This window comes from Candidatus Uabimicrobium amorphum (assembly GCF_009002475.1).
Classification (GTDB): domain Bacteria; phylum Planctomycetota; class Uabimicrobiia; order Uabimicrobiales; family Uabimicrobiaceae; genus Uabimicrobium; species Uabimicrobium amorphum.
The window spans coordinates 58,059-76,509 of sequence record NZ_AP019860.1 but is presented as its reverse complement, the minus strand read 5'-3'; the positions used below and the strand labels follow the sequence as shown (position 1 = coordinate 76,509).

The 18,451-nt window shown below is 40.2% G+C and carries 14 protein-coding genes; 4 read left to right on the top strand and 10 right to left on the bottom strand.

Features of this window, described 5'->3' with window-relative positions; all coding sequences use genetic code 11:
- Nucleotides 1–5 precede the first annotated feature (5 nt).
- The 9 genes from UABAM_RS00270 to UABAM_RS00230 form a co-directional block, all read right to left on the bottom strand.
- Nucleotides 6–2,384, bottom strand: a complete 2,379-nt coding sequence (locus UABAM_RS00270; protein WP_151965987.1) for a tetratricopeptide repeat protein — start codon at nt 2,382–2,384, stop codon at nt 6–8.
- A complete protein-coding gene (locus UABAM_RS00265) occupies nt 2,350–3,609 on the bottom strand; it encodes a CCA tRNA nucleotidyltransferase (protein ID WP_151965986.1) in 1,260 nt (419 codons plus the stop codon). Before UABAM_RS00265 ends, UABAM_RS00270 begins: the two co-directional genes overlap by 35 nt.
- A gap of 11 nt (nt 3,610–3,620) precedes the next feature.
- Nucleotides 3,621–4,784 (bottom strand): 3-deoxy-D-manno-octulosonic acid transferase, encoded by a 1,164-nt coding sequence (locus tag UABAM_RS00260; RefSeq protein ID WP_173013046.1) that lies wholly within the window; start codon nt 4,782–4,784, stop codon nt 3,621–3,623.
- A 137-nt stretch (nt 4,785–4,921) separates the two neighbouring features.
- The gene (locus tag UABAM_RS00255) at nt 4,922–5,302 is read right to left on the bottom strand and encodes a hypothetical protein (RefSeq protein ID WP_151965984.1); all 381 of its coding nucleotides are present in this window, start codon (nt 5,300–5,302) and stop codon (nt 4,922–4,924) included.
- 113 nt (nt 5,303–5,415) lie between these two features.
- Nucleotides 5,416–5,910 (bottom strand): STAS domain-containing protein, encoded by a 495-nt coding sequence (locus tag UABAM_RS00250; protein WP_151965983.1) that lies wholly within the window; start codon nt 5,908–5,910, stop codon nt 5,416–5,418.
- A 112-nt stretch (nt 5,911–6,022) separates the two neighbouring features.
- Nucleotides 6,023–7,120 carry a tetratricopeptide repeat protein gene (locus tag UABAM_RS00245; protein WP_151965982.1) on the bottom strand — a complete coding sequence of 366 codons (1,098 nt, stop codon included), beginning with the start codon at nt 7,118–7,120 and terminating at the stop codon, nt 6,023–6,025.
- Nucleotides 7,121–7,233: 113 nt separating this feature from the next.
- Nucleotides 7,234–8,433 carry a tRNA pseudouridine(13) synthase TruD gene (gene truD, locus UABAM_RS00240; RefSeq protein WP_151965981.1) on the bottom strand — a complete coding sequence of 400 codons (1,200 nt, stop codon included), beginning with the start codon at nt 8,431–8,433 and terminating at the stop codon, nt 7,234–7,236.
- 25 nt (nt 8,434–8,458) lie between these two features.
- Nucleotides 8,459–9,481 carry a formylglycine-generating enzyme family protein gene (locus UABAM_RS00235; protein ID WP_151965980.1) on the bottom strand — a complete coding sequence of 341 codons (1,023 nt, stop codon included), beginning with the start codon at nt 9,479–9,481 and terminating at the stop codon, nt 8,459–8,461.
- A gap of 61 nt (nt 9,482–9,542) precedes the next feature.
- Nucleotides 9,543–11,297 (bottom strand): serine/threonine-protein kinase, encoded by a 1,755-nt coding sequence (locus tag UABAM_RS00230; RefSeq protein ID WP_151965979.1) that lies wholly within the window; start codon nt 11,295–11,297, stop codon nt 9,543–9,545.
- Between the two features lie 218 nt (nt 11,298–11,515).
- Here UABAM_RS00230 and UABAM_RS00225 point away from each other — a divergent pair, with 218 nt between their 5' ends.
- The 4 genes from UABAM_RS00225 to UABAM_RS00210 all read left to right on the top strand — a co-directional run bounded on the left by UABAM_RS00225 (nt 11,516) and on the right by UABAM_RS00210 (nt 16,956).
- Complete coding sequence (locus UABAM_RS00225) at nt 11,516–12,796, top strand: thiolase family protein (protein WP_151965978.1); 1,281 nt, start codon at nt 11,516–11,518, stop codon at nt 12,794–12,796.
- A gap of 4 nt (nt 12,797–12,800) precedes the next feature.
- Nucleotides 12,801–14,933 carry a fatty acid oxidation complex subunit alpha FadJ gene (fadJ, locus tag UABAM_RS00220; protein ID WP_151965977.1) on the top strand — a complete coding sequence of 711 codons (2,133 nt, stop codon included), beginning with the start codon at nt 12,801–12,803 and terminating at the stop codon, nt 14,931–14,933.
- Nucleotides 14,934–15,040: 107 nt separating this feature from the next.
- Nucleotides 15,041–16,459: a 1-acyl-sn-glycerol-3-phosphate acyltransferase gene (locus tag UABAM_RS00215; protein ID WP_151965976.1), complete on the top strand. Its 1,419-nt coding sequence runs from the start codon at nt 15,041–15,043 to the stop codon at nt 16,457–16,459.
- Entirely contained in the window at nt 16,456–16,956 is a 501-nt protein-coding gene (locus tag UABAM_RS00210; protein ID WP_229759339.1) for a hypothetical protein, read from the top strand. The genes UABAM_RS00215 and UABAM_RS00210 overlap by 4 nt, the downstream gene beginning before the upstream one ends.
- 69 nt (nt 16,957–17,025) lie before the next feature.
- Here the strand turns inward: UABAM_RS00210 and UABAM_RS00205 are convergent, their stop codons facing one another.
- Entirely contained in the window at nt 17,026–18,255 is a 1,230-nt protein-coding gene (locus UABAM_RS00205) for a serine/threonine protein kinase (protein WP_173013045.1), read from the bottom strand.
- Nucleotides 18,256–18,451 lie beyond the last annotated feature (196 nt).

The window sequence follows — 18,451 nt, the reverse complement described above, 5'->3', positions numbered from 1 at the left end:
CTAATTTACTTTCGAAATAGATCTGTACGATACATAGAATCAACGCCCATATTATCCGCTGTTTTAAAATCTTCGCGTGCTTGAATTAAATTGGGATTGGGTTTTTCTTGGTAGCAAATAGCGCGCTTAAAATAAGCCACTTTGTCTTCAGAAAACTGAATTACTTTCGTAAAGTCATCGATGGCTCGATCATATCTTTTTTGAATTATATAGGCCAAACCGCGATTGAAATAAAAATTACTGTTGTTTGGATCTAAAGCAACCGATTCTTCAAAGGCTTGTTCAGAGGCAGGAAAGTCTCCTTTTTGTGTAAGTAATAAACCTTTGAGGTTATGGAGAGAAGCATTTTCGGAATCCAACACAATCGCATCGGAAACATCTTGCAGGGCATCATCATATTTTTTCAAATAGTAGTATGCTTCGCTGCGTGCGCGCAACACACAAGCATTTTTCTCACCGCGATTAATCGCTGCCGTGAAATCGTATACTGCTGACTCATAGTCGCTTAGAGAGAAATAAATACGCCCGCGCATTACAAACAACTCGGGCTTTACATAGTTGTTGAATATGGCATCGTCTAAGTCGCTGAGAACTTGCTTGTCTGCACCTTTTTCCATCAAAAACTGTGCTCGTTTCCAGTAAACTTTACCTTTTAGAATTTGTGATGCTTTTGTTTCCATCAAATCTAAAACTTTCAAAGCCCTTGCGAAAGCTCCCTTTTCCCAGTATTCTTTTGCTTTATGAAAAACGATTTGGTTGTAACGGTTTTCGACATCTGCTTTGTGATAACCTAATTTTTTTGCCTCGCGAATGTCCGTTAAAGATTTTTGCCAATTTTGTTCACAGGCATGTAGTAATGCACGTGCGTAGTAAGCGCTAGCTGCATCGTTATTTTCGACAATCGCTTTTGAATAGTGATACAACGCATGTTCCCACTTTTTCTGTTGAAAAAACTGCCAGCCAGCCTGGACATCCGCATTGCTACCCATAAAGTTTTCTTCTTCGGCAATACGTGTGTAATCAATCGCAAAACCTTCGTCGGATAGTTCTACTTCGCTCTTTTCACCTTCGTTAATAAAAACAGCGTCTGCCACGCCATCATCGTCTTGTACAACCTCAGAGCCTTCTATTTGGAAGTCTTCCCCAAGTGATGCTTCGTCGATGGCATCTTCCACGGAAGATATATCCTCTTCTAAATCATCCTCTATCTCTTCAACATCATCAATATCGACTTCTTCAATACCGGTGACACTTTCTACATCAAAGTCTTCGCCATCGTCTTCGAGCGTGTCTGCGGTAAGAGCTTCTTCTGGAAAGGCTTCTGGCACTACCGCTTCGGGCACAACTGCCTCCGGTATTGCTTCGGGAACCACCGCCTCTGGTACCACTGCCTCTGGAACAGCTTCCGGCACTACCGCATCCGCTGGAACGAACTCCTCCGCCGCAACAAGGTCATCTGCAGGAACAAAGTCTTCCCCTCCGCCATCCAGAGGTTGCGCGTCGAAAGAAAATGCATCGTTATCTTCGATGGCACCAGCCTCTACAGGTGCCGCAAAATCGGCATTCATATCGTCAGCTTCGGCAAAGTCGGCATTTAGCCCTTCGTCTAAATCGTTGTCAAGAGCAAGCGGATCATCGTTGTCGCCAAAAATGAAATCATTATCGAGCGGTTCTGCGGCAAAACTGGATTGATCAAATGCATCTTGCTCATCACCAATAGAAATGTCTTCTCCCGAGTCATAGCTACTTGGCGTATGAAAAATATCAGAGTTGGTGTCTACCGCTTTAATATCTTGTGATTCCGCCCAAGTTTCTGTTTTTTCTACACCTGAATTACTCGCCAATTCATTATAAAATTGTTCATCGGCACTTGTAATAAATTGATCGTCTGGCGTGACATTACGCGTTGGTGGGACGGCAACTTTCCCCAAATCTTCAAACGCAGGGGCTTCAATATCTTCCCCCGATAGATTATCCGAAAAATCTCCCGATATATCAAAGTCGGACATTTCCGAAGACCCTGAATTCATAAGCATTTCAGCTGTTCCTTCAGCGCCGGCAGGAGGCTTAACGGAAAAAGAGGATTGCTTTCCGCCAGGTGATTGTGGATCTGTGTCCTCTAGAACAATTGTCTTTAGAGATGGTAAACTCGGAAAATCTATGTTGTCAAGGGCTTGTTGTGTTTCTTTCTGTTGTTGCGATTCTAATTCTTTTATTGTCGACTTTATTGTCTTCAGCGACGGAATTTGAATTTTTGCTTTACACTTTGGACAAGTCCCTGTTTTTCCAGCAAACTTAATAGGCACCTTCACACGCTTACCGCAAGACCAACACAAAAGTCTCACCAATTCAGATTTTTTCTTCTTCGAATTTTTCAATCTCAATCCTTTCCCTTTGTAACCATTTGTCGCGAACATAATGAATAGCTTGCTCATAACTATTTATGTTACCTAAAAGCTGCTGATCTTCAACATCATATAATATTTTTTTGTATAAAGGGCCAGGAGGCACCCCCATTTCTTTCAAATCATATCCATTTATTACCTTAGCTGGAAACAATTTGTCACCAAACTTTTGCAAACTTTGCTGTGCAAATTCATAGTTTTTCTTACTCAATTCGTTTATATCACAGTCTGCACAGTGTAAATTCAAAACATCTGCGATGTTTGATTGTCTTAAAAAACGTTTCAAAGAGGCAACATTCAAATCCAATAAATGAAAGCAACGTTCACCGTTTTCGAGAATTGCCATCACCTGATTGTGAGTCTTATTTGCAAATCGTAATTTCTCACAAAATTGGACGACTTGTTGATTATCTTCTTTAAAAGAAAAAAACAGAAATGAACACAATGCAAATGTTTCGTCGGTAAAGGGACGAAATTTTCTTAACATTTGCCGTGTTTTATCAAATACCACTCCGTCTTTTAACAAATGGGGGAAAAGTACATTGAGCATGCCACTTTCTTTGAGTAAAACAATGGCCCTCTCTGGGTCTTGCCCCATCAACATCTTAACAAATTCCTCGCGAACTCTTTCTTTCGCAACTGTTTCAATTGACTTTGACATGGTGTCAACGGCATCCCATGTTGTGTCACACAGAGCAAAATCTAACTGTGTAGCAAAACGAATGGCCCTCATTAAACGCAAATGATCTTCGCCAAAACGTTCATAAGGGTCACCTATTGTACGAACAATCTTCCGCTGTAAATCTTTTTGTCCGTCAATGTGGTCAATGACTTTCTCGGCGACAGGATCAAAAAATAATCCGTTAATAGTAAAGTCACGGCGCTTGGCGTCCTGTATTTCGTCAGAAAATTCTATATTTTCGGGTCTTCGTCCATCGATATAGTCACCATCTTTGCGAAAGGTGGCCACCTCAAAAATTTGCCCTTTAAACTTAACGCATACGATGCCAAACTTCATTCCAACTTCTACAGCCACATGAAAAATCTTTTTGATTTCCTCTGGCCGCGCGCTGGTAACAATATCATAATCTTTAGGCTTGCGCTGCAATAGTTGATCGCGAACACATCCACCACATAGGTAAGCAATAAACTGCTTTTGTTGTAAGCGTGACACAATTTCAGTCGCTAATGTTAAGTCATCCATATCACTTATTTCTATTTTGCCAATGGAATCAAGAAGTCAACACACTGTTTTATGGCTCCTTGATTTTCCAATACAACCTTTTGACCCCTTTTTCCCATTGCTTTTGCTTCATCCGCATCGTGTAATAAAGAAATGATGGCTTCATACAAAGCAGTTTCGTTTTCGACAATACGGATTCCATGACAACTCTTCAGACTTTGCACATGTCTACGAAAGTTAGAAACATACTTTCCGCTAATGACGGGCTTCGCAAAACAGGCCGCTTCCATAACATTGTGGCCACCAATCGGAACTAAACTTCCACCAACAAATACCACTTCTGAGATGTAATACATCTTGCGTAATTCACCATACGTATCGCCAATAATAACACTTTGCTGCTGTGGAAGTTGCGAGCGCAAGCAAAAATCCAAACCGTAACTCGATACTGTTTTCTGTACTTCTTCTAGTCGTTCTAAGTGACGCGGTACTAAAATTAGACAGAGATCTTGGAAATCCTGTTGTAGTTTTTTAAATACGCGACACAAAATTTCTTCTTCGCCACTGTGCGTACTTCCTGCAACAATAACCCTCTTTTTTTGTGGGAAATCACTTAACGTTTTTTTATCGGCCTCGCTTAAATCTGTTTGTAACCCATCGTATTTTATGTCACCAAACACTTTGATATTTTGCGGATTAGCACCTATAAGTTTCATACGTTTTGCATCGTCTTCACTACGCATTAAACAATAATTTTTCTGCAATACATAATGGAAAAAAAAACGCGCCAAGTAATATTTTGGAAATGATTTTTCGGATATTCGTCCAGAAACAATGATAATCGGTTGGTGATTTTTAGCTGCTTGCCAGAAAAAATCAGGCCAAATTTCCGTTTCTAAAATGACGATAATTTTGGGAGAAATTTTGCGCATTGCTTTTTGCGTGGCGAAGAATGCGTCGTAAGGGAAAAAAAACAAATAATCGGCTGCTTTCTTTTGCAACGCAATTGCTTCGCCTCGCACAGTATTTACTGTTAAAACCTGTACATGATCATAGTGTTTTTTGAACTCTTTCATCAAAGGAATAAGAGATAATACTTCTCCCAAAGAAGATCCGTGATACCAAATAACAGGCTTTTGTTCTTTAATTTTTTGGTACAGAGCCAAACGATCGCGAAGTCGTTTTATTGTAGACAACACATCTTTTTTTATAGAATAATCTTTTGGGTGAAACACTATGCGCCATAACAAAAACGCGATAGAAAACAGTAGTAAAAAGGGTACTGCTATACAAAAGAAAATGTTATACAACAAACGAAAAAGTCTTGAAATCATTACAGTTTGTCAAATGAAGGTAGTTTACAATTATCAATAGCGGCAATTGCCTGGGTTTTGATTTTTTGGTCTCCACGACGATAACGATTATAGATGCGTTTCATCGCAATTTCTACAGGGTATATATCTTCCGATAGTTTGTTATCTCTTGCATTTTCTTTTGCGTAAGCAAAAAACTGAAGATACTTACCTTCAAGTTCCGTAAGTGCTTCCTGGTAAGCAGGTCTCTTGATGTCGTCCCGCTCACAACATAGTTTCAACTCATCCAAACACTTACTGTAGGCCGTAAGCATTTCGTCATACAAATCTTTTACATCTGAAGATGTTTCTTTTAAGTTTTTTGTTACCGTCACCATCTTGTTTTTTTCTGCCTTCAACATGGAGGACCCACTTTTGTTTTTGGTGATATTTGTTTGATATGGCGGTAAATTGTCCCTATTCAAACAACTGCAAAAAACGATGCAAAAAACTAATAAAACATATATATTTCTCATCACTCTAGTTCCTGATTAAGAATTTCAAGAAAATCGCGAAATTCTTCTTTGTTCTTGTCATTTAATACAACTAAACACTCATGAGCTTTTTTGACAAGCTCAATATGCTGTCTTGGGCAATAGGATGTATCTAGAGACAATTTTTGCATCTCTAGGTTAGGAAAAGCAATATTTTGTGTTGTGATATTTAGTAGATCAAAAATACCGAGATTTTTTAATAAATCACAGTGTTCTTCACTCATATTTACCAGGGTAATTGGAGAGCTTGGCCCCATTTTGACTTGATTTATTATATATAGCAAGGTCCCCATAAAAGTGCTGTCCATCCCCTTGCAATTTTGTAAATCAATGACAAAGTCATTGAAGCCAGCTGCTACCATTTCATCCACAAAATTTTTGAAAAATAGGGAATTGTTTTGAATAGCCCATCCTTCGATCTTAATAAATATGTGTGATTGATAAGATGCCGTAAAAAACGTACCAGAAAAATCCATATTAAGCTCATGAGCGTTACATTAACAAAAAAGTACGCAATATTTTCATTTGTGTTCATATGATAAAAATCCCGCATAAAGAGCGGGATGAGAGACATAATTAAATAACTAACTACTCGCGATCTTCTACATCACCGTCATCTTCAGAAAATTCTTCGGAAGAAAATTCTTCATCTTCTTCGTAAAAGTCTTCTCCATAACTTTCATCTTCATTGTCGTCATAGGAGAATTCCTCTTCACTATTCGAAGCACCTTCTTCATCATTTTCAGAAAATTCTTCTTCAGAAGTATCAGAAGTCGCACTTGAATCGGTATTTGTAGGTTCAGAATACTGGCTGTAGTTTGTTGTATCTTCCTTCTTTGGTTCTCCTACTGTTGTATAACTACCAGGCTGTACAATTTCAGTACCAGTAAGTTCACTTTTGTCTTCAGGAAAATAGTCTTGTAGTTCGAAATTGATCATTACTGGTGCGGGAGCCTCACCACCGTGTTTGAGATAATAATCACATTGTGTGTGCATATCCAATAACTGTGGATCGTTATTTGCTAGCTCCAACCCTTGCATTAATTCACTCATTGCAGCAGAATAGTTTTTCTTGTGGTATAAGAAAATGTTTGCCATCACTTTGTGAATCATCGCTTGTATATCTGTAGGAGGATTTGTCTTTGCTACTTGGCTATAGTAAGAAATAGCATCGTCAAAAGAACGGTTTTTGTAAGCATTTGAAGCGCGGTTTAATAAAGTAAGGTTGTGAACATTTAGAAAACCAGATTGCTTGCAAACCCATACAATTTTAAAGTAAGGTTTACCGCGAAAAATGGAAACCACTTTCCCCATAACCGCAATGGTATCAAATTTTCGTAATCGCAAAAATGCTCTGAATTCTTTCGCATCTTTTTCTACATAAAAAAATGGATAGTCGTTGTTGAAGCCTTTTTTCTGCCAAATATGAGTATGAATATCCCATGCAGAAAAATTATGGTGTCTGTCACGATCAAAGGCGGTAAAATACGCGGTAAAAATATCGCGTGGCCCAGAATAACGAAGTGGAACTCTCACAGGAACATCCAACCAACTCTCTGGATTTTCGAGAATTTGAGAAAGATATACAACCGGTGGGGCTCCCTTGCGGTCTTCCCAATCACAAACAACAGACACGGAAAGAATAAAGGTAATAAGTGCTATACATATGAGTTTTTTGTTTAGCATTTATGAACTCTCCAATTGAGTTTAGGAAATTACATTAAATTTTTAGTGTACCTTAAATTACCTAAGAGTCAAGCGAAATTTACATTTGCAACCAGGGCGTATCATGGCGTGCCCTACTCAGGTATATTGCTATTTACTTTCATAATCTCGCGTAAAACCACGGTGGCATAACATCCTTTTCGCAGAAAAAATTTCACGTTTATGGCGTTCAATGTTTCATTTACCTGTGCATCGACAATGAAAAAACGATAGGAACGCCGTTCACCTTTTATTTTATAATTGCGAAATAATTGCACATCTAAGTTTTCTTCGCGAAGTATTTGATCTTCTACTGCCCGTTGCCGTTCTAAGGGACAGATCATTTTGTAACCGTACATGGGTCCTGTTGGCGAAATTTCATTTCGCAAACATCGCGTTTGTTCTTTTTCACCATCTTCTACCAAAAATACAGATCGTGAAGGATGCAACATCGCTAGGTCCCCGGTGAAAAGTATATCAATTTGCGGTAAGCGCTGTACCAAACTACGATTAAATAAATAAGATTGGTATGCACAAACGAAAAAATATTTTATCTTCCGCGGAATTCTTTCTACACAGTACTTCATATCTTTACCGCGTGCCAAGTTGCTGAGTACTACTTTTTCGGCTTCGAAACTACCTGGCATGGTTCGGTATGCTTCTTTGTAATTTCCACTGGCAAAAAATTGCTTGGCCGTTGTCAATTTCTGACGATCATTACTATGAACGCAAAATAGTGTTTCGGCAAAAGCATCGTACTGTGTCAGTAACAAGTATTTTCCCAAAAGATGCGAATTGCCACCATTACCAAATCTCTGTAGTCCAAAATAGTTGGGGACTCCATTTTTTTCTAAACGCTGTAAAATTTTGCGAGCATTTTCCACATTGCCATCACTACCATGCACATTGATCGAAAAAAAATTGCCGCGTATTTGACCTAATTTTAATTTTTTATCATGGCGATCAACATCCAAAACGCGCAGAGACTTTCCTTCTAACTTACTTAGCGATGACTCATCAACATTGTACAATGAAAAGTATTGTTTGGTCACTGCACGTGCATCCTTCTGTCCAGCATATCCCACGGCACTTTTCGCAATTCCTAACCTTTTACAGATAATGCGCACCGCTTCCATCGTCGTTATATTTGTTTTTTCTATTTGGACATACAGGTGCTCGCCTTGTCCACTAAGAGGAAACAGTAACTGTTCCTCTACGACGAAGTCCTCCGCCAGTGTTTTAATATTTCCACCAATTCCAGGTAAACCAGATGTCAAAAATGGTAAGCTGTGCATTTTACTCTCGTCTCAAGTGATATATCTAAATAGAAAAACTCTTCGCGCACCGAAAGCCATACAGACCACTTACTGCGGAAGGTACATCGAAATAACGATATGCATTTACCGTATATTCCTTACAAGTATACCACGAACCACCTTTCAGGATTTTGTAAGTCTCATCATTGGAGTACCAACTGTCCGTCCACTCCCATACATTGCCGCACATATCGTGGCAACCATAGGTCGATTTTCCTTCTGCGTAATTCCCCACGCTAGAGGTGCCTTTTCCCCCACTATCCAGGCAATTGCATTTCTTTAGTTCGTAGTCGTTTCCCCACGGCCATTTATTTTTTTGCGGTCCCGCAGCGGCTTTTTCCCACTCTTCATTACTAGGCAGTCGCTTATTACACCACTGAGCGTATCGTTTGGCATCTTCTTGCGAAATCCAACACACGGGATGATTTGCTTCCCCGATGGGATACATGTCTCCCTTCCAATGATGCGGTGCCGGGTAGTTCATGTCTTTTAAGAATTCCAAATACTCGACATTGGTCACCGGGTATATATCGATAAAATATGCTCCCAAATCTTTATCGTTCACAAATACCATGTTTTTGGGTTGTTCTCGGGCAATCAGTTCTTCAAATACTGTCCTGTACCATTTACTATCGGGAAATTTTTCGTAGATCTTCCAAAACTTTTCCAAACCTTCGCTGTATTTACCGTGGTCTAGTAGAAATCGTCCCCACTTATACAGTATTTCAGATACTTCATTTTCGGCTTGTTTCCAACTAAAACTCGTTATCTTATTGAAAACTTCATTACACCATTGTTGCTTTTTTTCATAGTCTTCTAACGAACGAACTGTATCGATAAAGTTCTTTATCGCCACTAAAAACTCTTGCGTTTCTTTGATGTTTTGTGTTACGTCCTTCACCGGAAGTTCACTAAGGATAATCCGTCTTGTTTCTTGTAAGTTGGATATTTTTTTTTGTTTATTGGGGGTGGCAGAGACAGGTGTTTTGGCGTGAATATTTACCGCGGGGCGCTCACCTGTTTTCACTCGTTCAACAGGCTTGGCTACTTTTTCAGCGGGTTTAGCTACTTTTTTTTTTGCGTCTTACTTAACTGCTCTTTTTTTTTCTACTGCGAATCGCTTTTATTTTTTTACGAGCACTTTCGGCAGAAGAACTTTTGGGATAGCTTTTTACGATGTTAAAAAATGTTTTAACGGCTTCTTCGTAGTCGCCTTTTTGGATACGAGTTAGTCCCCACTGGTACATTTCTTTGGCGCGTTCATCGCTATCCACTTCCACAGTTTGACTCAAATTTTCGTAATCAACCTCTTCCTCTTCTTGGGCGGCAACGACAACTTCTGTTTCGGTACCAGAGATTTTCTGAGAAATTTTATCCCAAATATTTTTGATGGCAAACAGTTTTTTGTTTTCGTAGAAAACCGATGATTTATCTTCCGACTGCTGTAATTTTTCGCCATTTTGTAAAAAGCGACACAAGCGGTCTAAATCGCGTAATAGTTCACCAGAGTTATAACGATTGCGCGGGTCTTTCGCAACCATCTTATTGACAATTAGGGTAAGCTCTTTAGGTAAATCCGGGTTTTCTTGGTGAATAGGAGCGACATTCTCTTTAATATTTACAAACAAGTAGCCAATCGGCTCGTCAACGTTAAATGGTTCTTTCCCCGTAAACATCTCGAAGGCGGTAATTCCCAAACTAAAGATATCATTGTTACCGTCAACCCCTAAGCCCTTTATATATTCTGGAGCCATGTATTTAAAGGTTCCCACGAGTTGGCCCGTAACAGTTATGTGACTATCATTGACTGCACGTGCTATTCCGAAATCGGTAATTTTGGCAATTAACTCACGGCGACTTCCCCGCGTAAGGAGAATATTGTTCGGTTTGATATCACGGTGTACGATTTTATTTTCATGGGCATACTTTAAACCCATCGTAACTTGTTTGAGTATTGTCAACCCTTCTAAAAGCGGAATAACCCCCATTTTTTCGATTCTTTTGTCCAACGAACCACCGTCAAGGTATTCCATAAAGAAGTATGGACGATTGTCAAGGTTCCCCGTCTCATAAACGCGAACAATGTGCGGGTGTCGCAAGGCATGTGCACTTTCAAATTCACGGGTAAAGCGTTCCATTCCCGCAGAGGCTTTCATAATTTTAAGTGCGCGCGGTTTGCGCTTAAAAGGACTTGTTACCTTATAAACATCCGCCATACCGCCTTCACCGAGAAGCTCGGAAATTTCATAATCGCCTATTTTGCGACCAGAGAGCGAAACAGCTTCATCGTCAATTTCGACAGTTTCTTTGTTGACAATACTCTTGTTCACTCCTACAGAAACGGAGTTGATCGATGAACTAAGGATGTCACCACATTTGGGACATTTGTATTTCTTATTGCTTTTGTAATTGCGAATATTGAACTTGGTGTCACATGACTCACAACGCATGATCTTCTTGCCTTGCATTTCCAAAATGTACTGTGCTTGGCGAAAAGCAACGTATTTTTTCTCAATGAGTATTTGTCCAATACGGAAGTGTTTTCCTTCCTTTTTCAGTTTTGACTGAATGGCAATGCATTCGTCTACTTGTGCCTGACTTGCAAAACCTTTTTCGACACAGTATTCCCCGAACTTCTTCTTTGGAGGCGTGCGACTTTCTTTTTCTTGTCCCTTGGGAGAGATATTTTTTACTATTTTTGCAAGAGTTTTGTCATTGATATATCCTTGTTCAATCGCTATAATAAACAGCGATCGATTGTTAGAACTAGTGCGCTGTATTTCTAAACATTCCTTCAATGCTTCAGAGGATATATAATCCTTTAGTTGGTCTGCTTCATGCATTATTAAAATTCCCAAGTTTTGATTTTAAGGATGTATCAAACCCATCCTTACGAAAAATAGTCACATCAAACACTTTAACAATTCTTCAAATATCCTTATGCTTTATCATACTACATGATAGTTATTTATTTACTCTTTTGCAAGCTTTTTTTAGGGCATGTTCAAGATCATGTAGTTTCCAAATTTTCAGCGACATTTTAACGAAAGGCTACACAAATATGAGCGAAAGGAAAGTAGTGCTCGTTGACGGAACGAGAATACCATTTTTGAAGGCAAATACCTCCTACAAAAATTTACGTTCTTACGACTTGGCACGGCTCGCACTCAAAGGTTTATTGGACAAGACTCAACTTTCTCCACACGAGCTACAACAAGTCATTGCTGGAACAGTAATTTCAAATTTTACAACGAGCAATGTTGCGCGAGACGCCCTTTTAGGTGCTGGTTTACCGTATACCATTCCTGCGTTCACGGTTACCATGGCCTGTATTTCTGCAAATCAAGCAATAACAAGTGGTATCGATTTAATCGCCAGCGGTCAAAAAGACGTAGTAATTGCCGGGGGAACCGAAAGTTTGTCCGATGTTCCCATTCGCTACAAGAAAAAATTTCGTCGCAAATTAATGGCGGCGCAAAAATTCACCAAACCATGGCAGTTTCTTACATTTTTGAATTTAAAAGACTGGCTACCTGAAATTCCACGCGTTGCAGAATTTGCGACAAACCGCACAATGGGACAAGATTGTGAACGTACAGTCTCTCGTATAGGAGTGACACGTCGCGAACAAGACGAATTTGCCATTCGTTCACATCACCTCGCTGCGGAAGCCACAGAAAAAGGTTTTCTCAGCCAAGAAATTACGCCCATCTCCGTAGAGCCCAAATTTCAGCTCGTTGATAAAGATAATGGATTTCGTAAAGATAGTTCGATGGAAAAGCTACAAAAACTACGTCCCGCGTTTGTCAAACCACACGGAACCATCACCGCGGGTAACGCTTCCTTTTTAACAGATGGTGCCGCCTTCGTACTGTTGATGGAAGAAGAAAAAGCCCGTGCATTGGGATACGAACCCAAGGCTGTTGTAAAAAGTTACGCCTACACAGCGCAAAGTCCTCACGATGAATTGTTATTAGGACCTGCATATGCCATCCCTAAAGTACTCGACCAAGCAAACCTAACTCTACAAGACATCGATGTCTTTGAAATACATGAAGCTTTTGCTGGGCAAGTACTCGCAGCTTTGAAATGTCTCGATAGTGATACTTTCGCGAAAGAAAATCTTGGACGCTCGCAAAAAGTAGGAGAAATTCCCATGGACAAGGTCAATACGTGGGGTGGCTCTCTTTCTATTGGACATCCTTTTGGCGCTACAGGCTCACGTCTTGTTACTTGTGCCGCAAATAGACTGATACACGAAAACAAAAAGTTTGCTCTAATCGCGAGTTGCGCCGCAGGAGCACTTGGGCACGCAATGATTATTGAAAACTGTAGAGGATAGAACCATGAGTAACGCAGAAAGTAAAGATGTTATTTTACAAAAAGACGATGGTGTGGCCCTTTTGTGGTTAGACCGCCAAGGAGAAAAAGTAAATACTCTTTCCGTAAAAACACTAGATAGCTTCTCTAAACTGCTCGATGAATTAGAAAAAGACCCGGAAGTCAAAGCCGTTGTACTCATCAGTAAAAAGAAAGACAACTTCATCGTCGGTGCAGATCTCGACGTACTACAAACTTTTGATAAAGCAGAAGACGCACAGAAGGCCAGCCAGGACGGCAATGATCTTTTAACACGTGTAAGCAAATTTCCCAAACCATTTGTTGCGGCAATCAACGGAACGACAATGGGAGGCGGATTGGAAGTGGCCCTTGCTTGTCACTACAGAATTGTTACAGATCACCCAAAAACAGTTCTCGCTTTGCCGGAAGTCAAGTTAGGTTTGCTCCCCGGCGGTGGAGGAACACAACGTTTACCACGACTCATTGGTATACAAAAAGCTTTGGGTCTAATGCTAACGGGGAGAAACGTCTATCCGCACAAGGCGAAGAAAATAGGGTTGGCTGACGAAATCATTCACCCTCACGGTTTACTACAAGCAGCAAAAAATGTGGCTCTCAAACTCACCAAAAAACCGCACAAACGCAAAAAGCGCATGGGCTTTATGGAAAAAGCTCTAGAGAGCACTCCCCTAACAAAAAATATTATCTACAACACCGCAAAAAAACAAGTTATGCGCCAAACATATGGCAACTATCCAGCTCCGTTAAAAATTATCGATTGTGTTAAACGCGGCATGGGCACAAACCTAAAAAGCGGATTGCAAATAGAATCCAAAAACTTTGGTGAACTTGTTGTTAGCCCAGAGAGCACACAACTGGTTAATTTGTTTTTCGCCATGACCGACAGTAAGAAAAATCCACAACAAGACAAAGTCAAAAAAGTAGAAAAAATAGGTATGCTTGGTGCTGGTCTCATGGGAGCAGGTATTGCCAATATCTCTGCAACAAAAGACATTCGCGTCGTTTTAAAAGATATATCAATGGAAGCGGCCAATAACGGTTTTAAAAACATTTCTAAAGATATTGGCGTAAAATGCAAAAAGCGCATCTACACTGCTTTTCAAAAAGACACCATCTTGAGTAAAGTATTTCCCACAGACAGCTATAAATCTTTGCGCAATACAGATGTTGTGATCGAAGCCGTATTTGAAGATCTTGACCTAAAACGCAAAGTTCTTGCCGAAACCGAAGCCGTAGTGCGTGATGACTGCATTTTTGCCAGCAACACCTCTTCTCTCCCCATCACAGATATTGCTGCTGAAGCAAAGCATCCAGAACGTGTCATCGGTATGCACTACTTCTCACCTGTACCCAAAATGCCACTGTTAGAGATTATCACTACCGATAAAACCGCCGACTGGGTAACTGCCACGGCATATGACCTTGGTGTAAAGCAAGGTAAGACGGTCATTGTTGTCGGTGACGGACCGGGTTTTTACACAACGCGTATTCTAGCCCCCCTCATGAATGAAGCGATATGTCTTCTCGAAGAGGGAGCAAAAATAGAAGATATAGACCGCAACATGAAATTATTTGGTTATCCTGTCGGCCCCATTACCCTGCTTGATGAAGTAGGTCTTGATGTTGCTGCCCACGTAACCGATGTGATGAATGACCTCTTCAGTAAACGTGGAGTTACCGGAAGTAATGTTGCCAAACAAATTACCGATGCCGGTTTGAAGGGTCGTAAAAACGGCAAAGGTTTTTATCTTTATCCAAAGAAAAAAGGCAAAAAGAAAACCATCAATACCGACATTTATCGTTTTTTTGGTGGGAACTCACGCAAAACTTTTGACAGGGAAGAAATGCAGTTACGCGTTGCCCTAATGATGGTCAACGAAGCAGCTGTTTGTTTACAAGATGGTATTTTAAAATCTCCAAGAGACGGGGATCTCGGAGCGATACTTGGTTTAGGTTTTCCTCCTTTTAGAGGCGGCCCATTCCGTTATATCGATACGTTAGGCGCCTCTAAAGTTGTCGCAACTCTTGAGTCTTTACAGGAAAAACACGGTGTACGCTTTACTCCTGCACCTATTTTGCAAGAGTATGCGAAAAACAATAAGAAATTTTATAATTAAAGACATTTGACAAGATGAACAGGAGGCAGGGATAAAAACCACAGTAGTGATTTTTAACTCCTGTCTTTCCTGTTCATCCTGTCAAAAATTTTTTGGCCAGGATTGTTATGTTATCACAACCAATCTCCATTCCACTATGGATATTCATTATTCTCGTCATGGTAAGTTGCGTAGCAGCAATTGAGTGGATCTTTCTCCCTTCATTTCGCTGGTATGTTCGTAGAAGAACCAACAAAGCCCTCGCAGAGATTAGTTCACACCTGCGTATATCCGTACGTCCGTTTCAACTTACCAAAAAACAAGTTATTGTTGATCGCTTACTTCATGACCCAGAAGTAATGAAAGCCATCGACGAACACGCAAAAGACAACAACCTATCGCGCGAAAAATCTTTGAGTATTGCCAAAAAATATGTCGGGGAAACTGTTCCCTCGTTTAATGCCTATATTTATCAACGTTGTAGTTACTGGTTTGCCAAAAAACTCTCATGGCACTTGTACCGCGTTCGTGGACATGTTCTCGACGCCAAAAAACTCATGAATGTCGACCCAGACGCCACAATCGTTTTTGTCCTAAATCACCGTAGTAACATGGACTATATACTTGTGTCGTACCTAGCCTCACAAAGCACGACCATTTCCTATGCTGTCGGAGAGTGGGCGAAGTTTTGGCCACTCAAGTCATTGATCCAGTCGATGGGAGCCTTTTTTGTTCATCGCAACTCAAGAAATTCACTATACCGCAAAGTATTAGAGCGTTATGTACACATGGCGACAGAGCAAGGAGTATGCCAAGCTGTTTTCCCAGAAGGCGGACTCACACGCGACGGCAAGATGCGCCCTGCCAAGCTTGGATTTATCGACTACATGCTACGCAGTTACGATATCAAAACAAAGAGAGATATTGTCTTCGTTCCCGTGGGTATTAACTTTGACCGCGTAATAGAAGACCGCTCTCTCACACGCCAACTAGACCCTAAAGCACCAGGCCGCAGCTCATGGTTTATCGTAAAAACTACCGCACATTTTTTTCTCAAAAACTCCATACTGCGCTCTACCGAAGAACGCTGGAAACGCTTTGGTTATGCAGGGGTAAACTTTGGGAATCCCATATCGTTAAAAGAATATTGTCACGAAAACGACGTTTTTTTCAATCAACTTCCACGCGAACAACGTTTTGAAGAGATAGGTACTCTTGCCCAACACCTTATGCAAAGAATTGAACAAGTGATCCCAATACTGCCAACGCCTCTCATTGCAGATATCTTGCTGGAGCACCGCGAAGGCCTTAACCATTTTGATATAAAAATGAAAGTTCATACAACCATTGAAGAACTACAAAAAAATGGAGCGCCAATAAAGGATTCAGAAATACCAAAAGAAACAACAATTGACCACGCAATCCAAATTCTCGAGATGCGTAAACTTATTGTACAAAAGCACGATAAATATTTTATTAATAACAACGAAATCAAACTACTCGAATACTATGCAAATTCGATTAGACACTTCAGGAGTAATACATGAGATCTATAGCCGCTTTTTGGGGAGCTATAGGCATTTTTGCCTTGTTATCAACAGCTCTCTATAGATTGACACCTATTGCATGGGATGTTTTCGATTATTCACTACAATGGTACCACTATTTGATTTTAACAATAAATGTTATTTTTATGGCGCATAGCGAAGGTTACCGCGGATTCCAAAAGAGTTTTTCTCCACGAGTCACTGCGCGAGTTTACTACTTATCAAAAAATGCGACATGGGGACTACTTCCCTTTGCACCGTTTTTTTGTATGGGCTACTTTCGCTCTTCGCGCAAAACACAAATCATCACCATATCTTTGACTTCCTTTATTATAGTGCTGATCATTATGCTACGCTATATACCTCAGCCATGGCGTGGTATCATTGATTGGGGCGTTGTGGTGGGTTTAACATGGGGTATTATTTCTTTAATCGTCATGTTACTACATACTTTTATTACGCAAACCTGCGCATACGATGCCGATGTGCCTGCCTAGTAACTTCCTGGTATTTGATGCCAACTTATAGGCATCAAATACTAACTCATACCAACAGATGTCTTCGCATCATATCAAAATGCGCTTTAAGGCAAACATCAAATTCTTAATTTCCCGGTAGCGTTTCTTGGGATTTTTACGTATCATGCGATGAACAATTTTTGCTAATTTTTCAGGTATGGTAAAGTCGATGGCGGTAATGTCTTTCGGATCGCGTTCAATAATACTTTTCTTGATGTCTTCAATGGTTTTACCACTTGCCGGAGTGTGCCCTGTTAACATTCGGTAGAAACATGCTCCTAGACAATATATATCTGTACTGGTATCCAAAGTCGCGGACTTGCTAAATTGCTCCGGAGCCATATATTGCGGCATTTTCGTGATCTTACCAATACTTTGCGGATCTCCATTTTTGGTAGTGCGCGAAGAACTCAAGTCCAGGAGTTTACTAACACCATCGTCACGAATCATGATGTTGCGCGGGTTTACTTCGGTGTGGATTCTTCCTTCAGAGTGCATGTGTTGTAAGGCACGTGCTATTTGCTTAATGATTCGCAAACTCTCCCCCACTTGCAAACGTTTTTCGCGGTCTAATCTGCCCGAGAGGTTTTGTCCGTCAACGAGTTCCATCGCATAATAGTACATACCGTTATCAACGCCTTTGTCATAAATACGCACGAGGTTTGGATGATTAAAACGTGCGGTGATTTTTGCCTCATGGAAAAATTTACGAATATTTTCGTAATTTTCAAATTCGTTTGACAGAACTTTCACGACGACAAGGCGGTCAAGTTCTACTTGGATGGCTTTGTAAATCGCGGCTTTCTTAACTTTATTGAGTACTCCCACTAATTCATAACCGCGTATAACAGACTTTCCCTGTGATTTTAATTGGCGGAAGTGCTGAAACTCAGGATCTTTGATGATCTCTTCTACTTTTTCGCGAACAATGTAATTGTCCATCATCGCAATAGAGGCAAAGTTGAGAAGTTTTCCTTGAAGACTTTCTTCTTCGTGGCGTTTGCGCAATTGCTTTATTTGCGCGGAGTTTAAAACTCTTTTCTTGAAGGCAATATGAGCAAAATATTCGTTATCGAGTTTCGTTCTGTATATAGCTTGCATTTTTAATACACGTTGGATTTGCTCATCTGAGAGAAGGCCCTTTTCCTTCATTACTTCACCGATCAACTTTGGCTCTCGGTATAATTTTTGTGTATTAAGGCATTCCACCACTACTTTATTGTTCACATATCCTTCTGAAACAACTATTTCACCAAAGTAATTAGGAATCACTTTCATAAAAATTTTCCTCACAGGATTGTTAGAATCTGTTAACTGATTTTGCCATATGACCTTGTTAGAGCAATACGTAGGCATTTAATGTTACAAAAATAAACGTTTATTGTAAATAAAATTCCCTCACGCTGTTTTTTCTTGAAAACATGAAAATTTTTTGCATAATTTCACAAAGCTCACGAACGTAAGTTTAAACGAC

Coding starts and splice junctions, on each gene's coding strand:
- fadJ (WP_151965977.1), top strand. CDS start 12,801: ATGAGTAACGCAGAAAGTAAAGATGTTATTTTACAAAAAGACGATGGT.
- UABAM_RS00265 (WP_151965986.1), bottom strand. CDS start 3,609: ATGGATGACTTAACATTAGCGACTGAAATTGTGTCACGCTTACAACAA.
- UABAM_RS00250 (WP_151965983.1), bottom strand. CDS start 5,910: ATGGATTTTTCTGGTACGTTTTTTACGGCATCTTATCAATCACACATA.
- UABAM_RS00210 (WP_229759339.1), top strand. CDS start 16,456: ATGAGATCTATAGCCGCTTTTTGGGGAGCTATAGGCATTTTTGCCTTG.
- truD (WP_151965981.1), bottom strand. CDS start 8,433: ATGCACAGCTTACCATTTTTGACATCTGGTTTACCTGGAATTGGTGGA.
- UABAM_RS00215 (WP_151965976.1), top strand. CDS start 15,041: ATGTTATCACAACCAATCTCCATTCCACTATGGATATTCATTATTCTC.
- UABAM_RS00230 (WP_151965979.1), bottom strand. CDS start 11,297: ATGCATGAAGCAGACCAACTAAAGGATTATATATCCTCTGAAGCATTG.
- UABAM_RS00225 (WP_151965978.1), top strand. CDS start 11,516: ATGAGCGAAAGGAAAGTAGTGCTCGTTGACGGAACGAGAATACCATTT.
- UABAM_RS00205 (WP_173013045.1), bottom strand. CDS start 18,255: ATGAAAGTGATTCCTAATTACTTTGGTGAAATAGTTGTTTCAGAAGGA.
- UABAM_RS00245 (WP_151965982.1), bottom strand. CDS start 7,120: ATGCTAAACAAAAAACTCATATGTATAGCACTTATTACCTTTATTCTT.
- UABAM_RS00255 (WP_151965984.1), bottom strand. CDS start 5,302: ATGTTGAAGGCAGAAAAAAACAAGATGGTGACGGTAACAAAAAACTTA.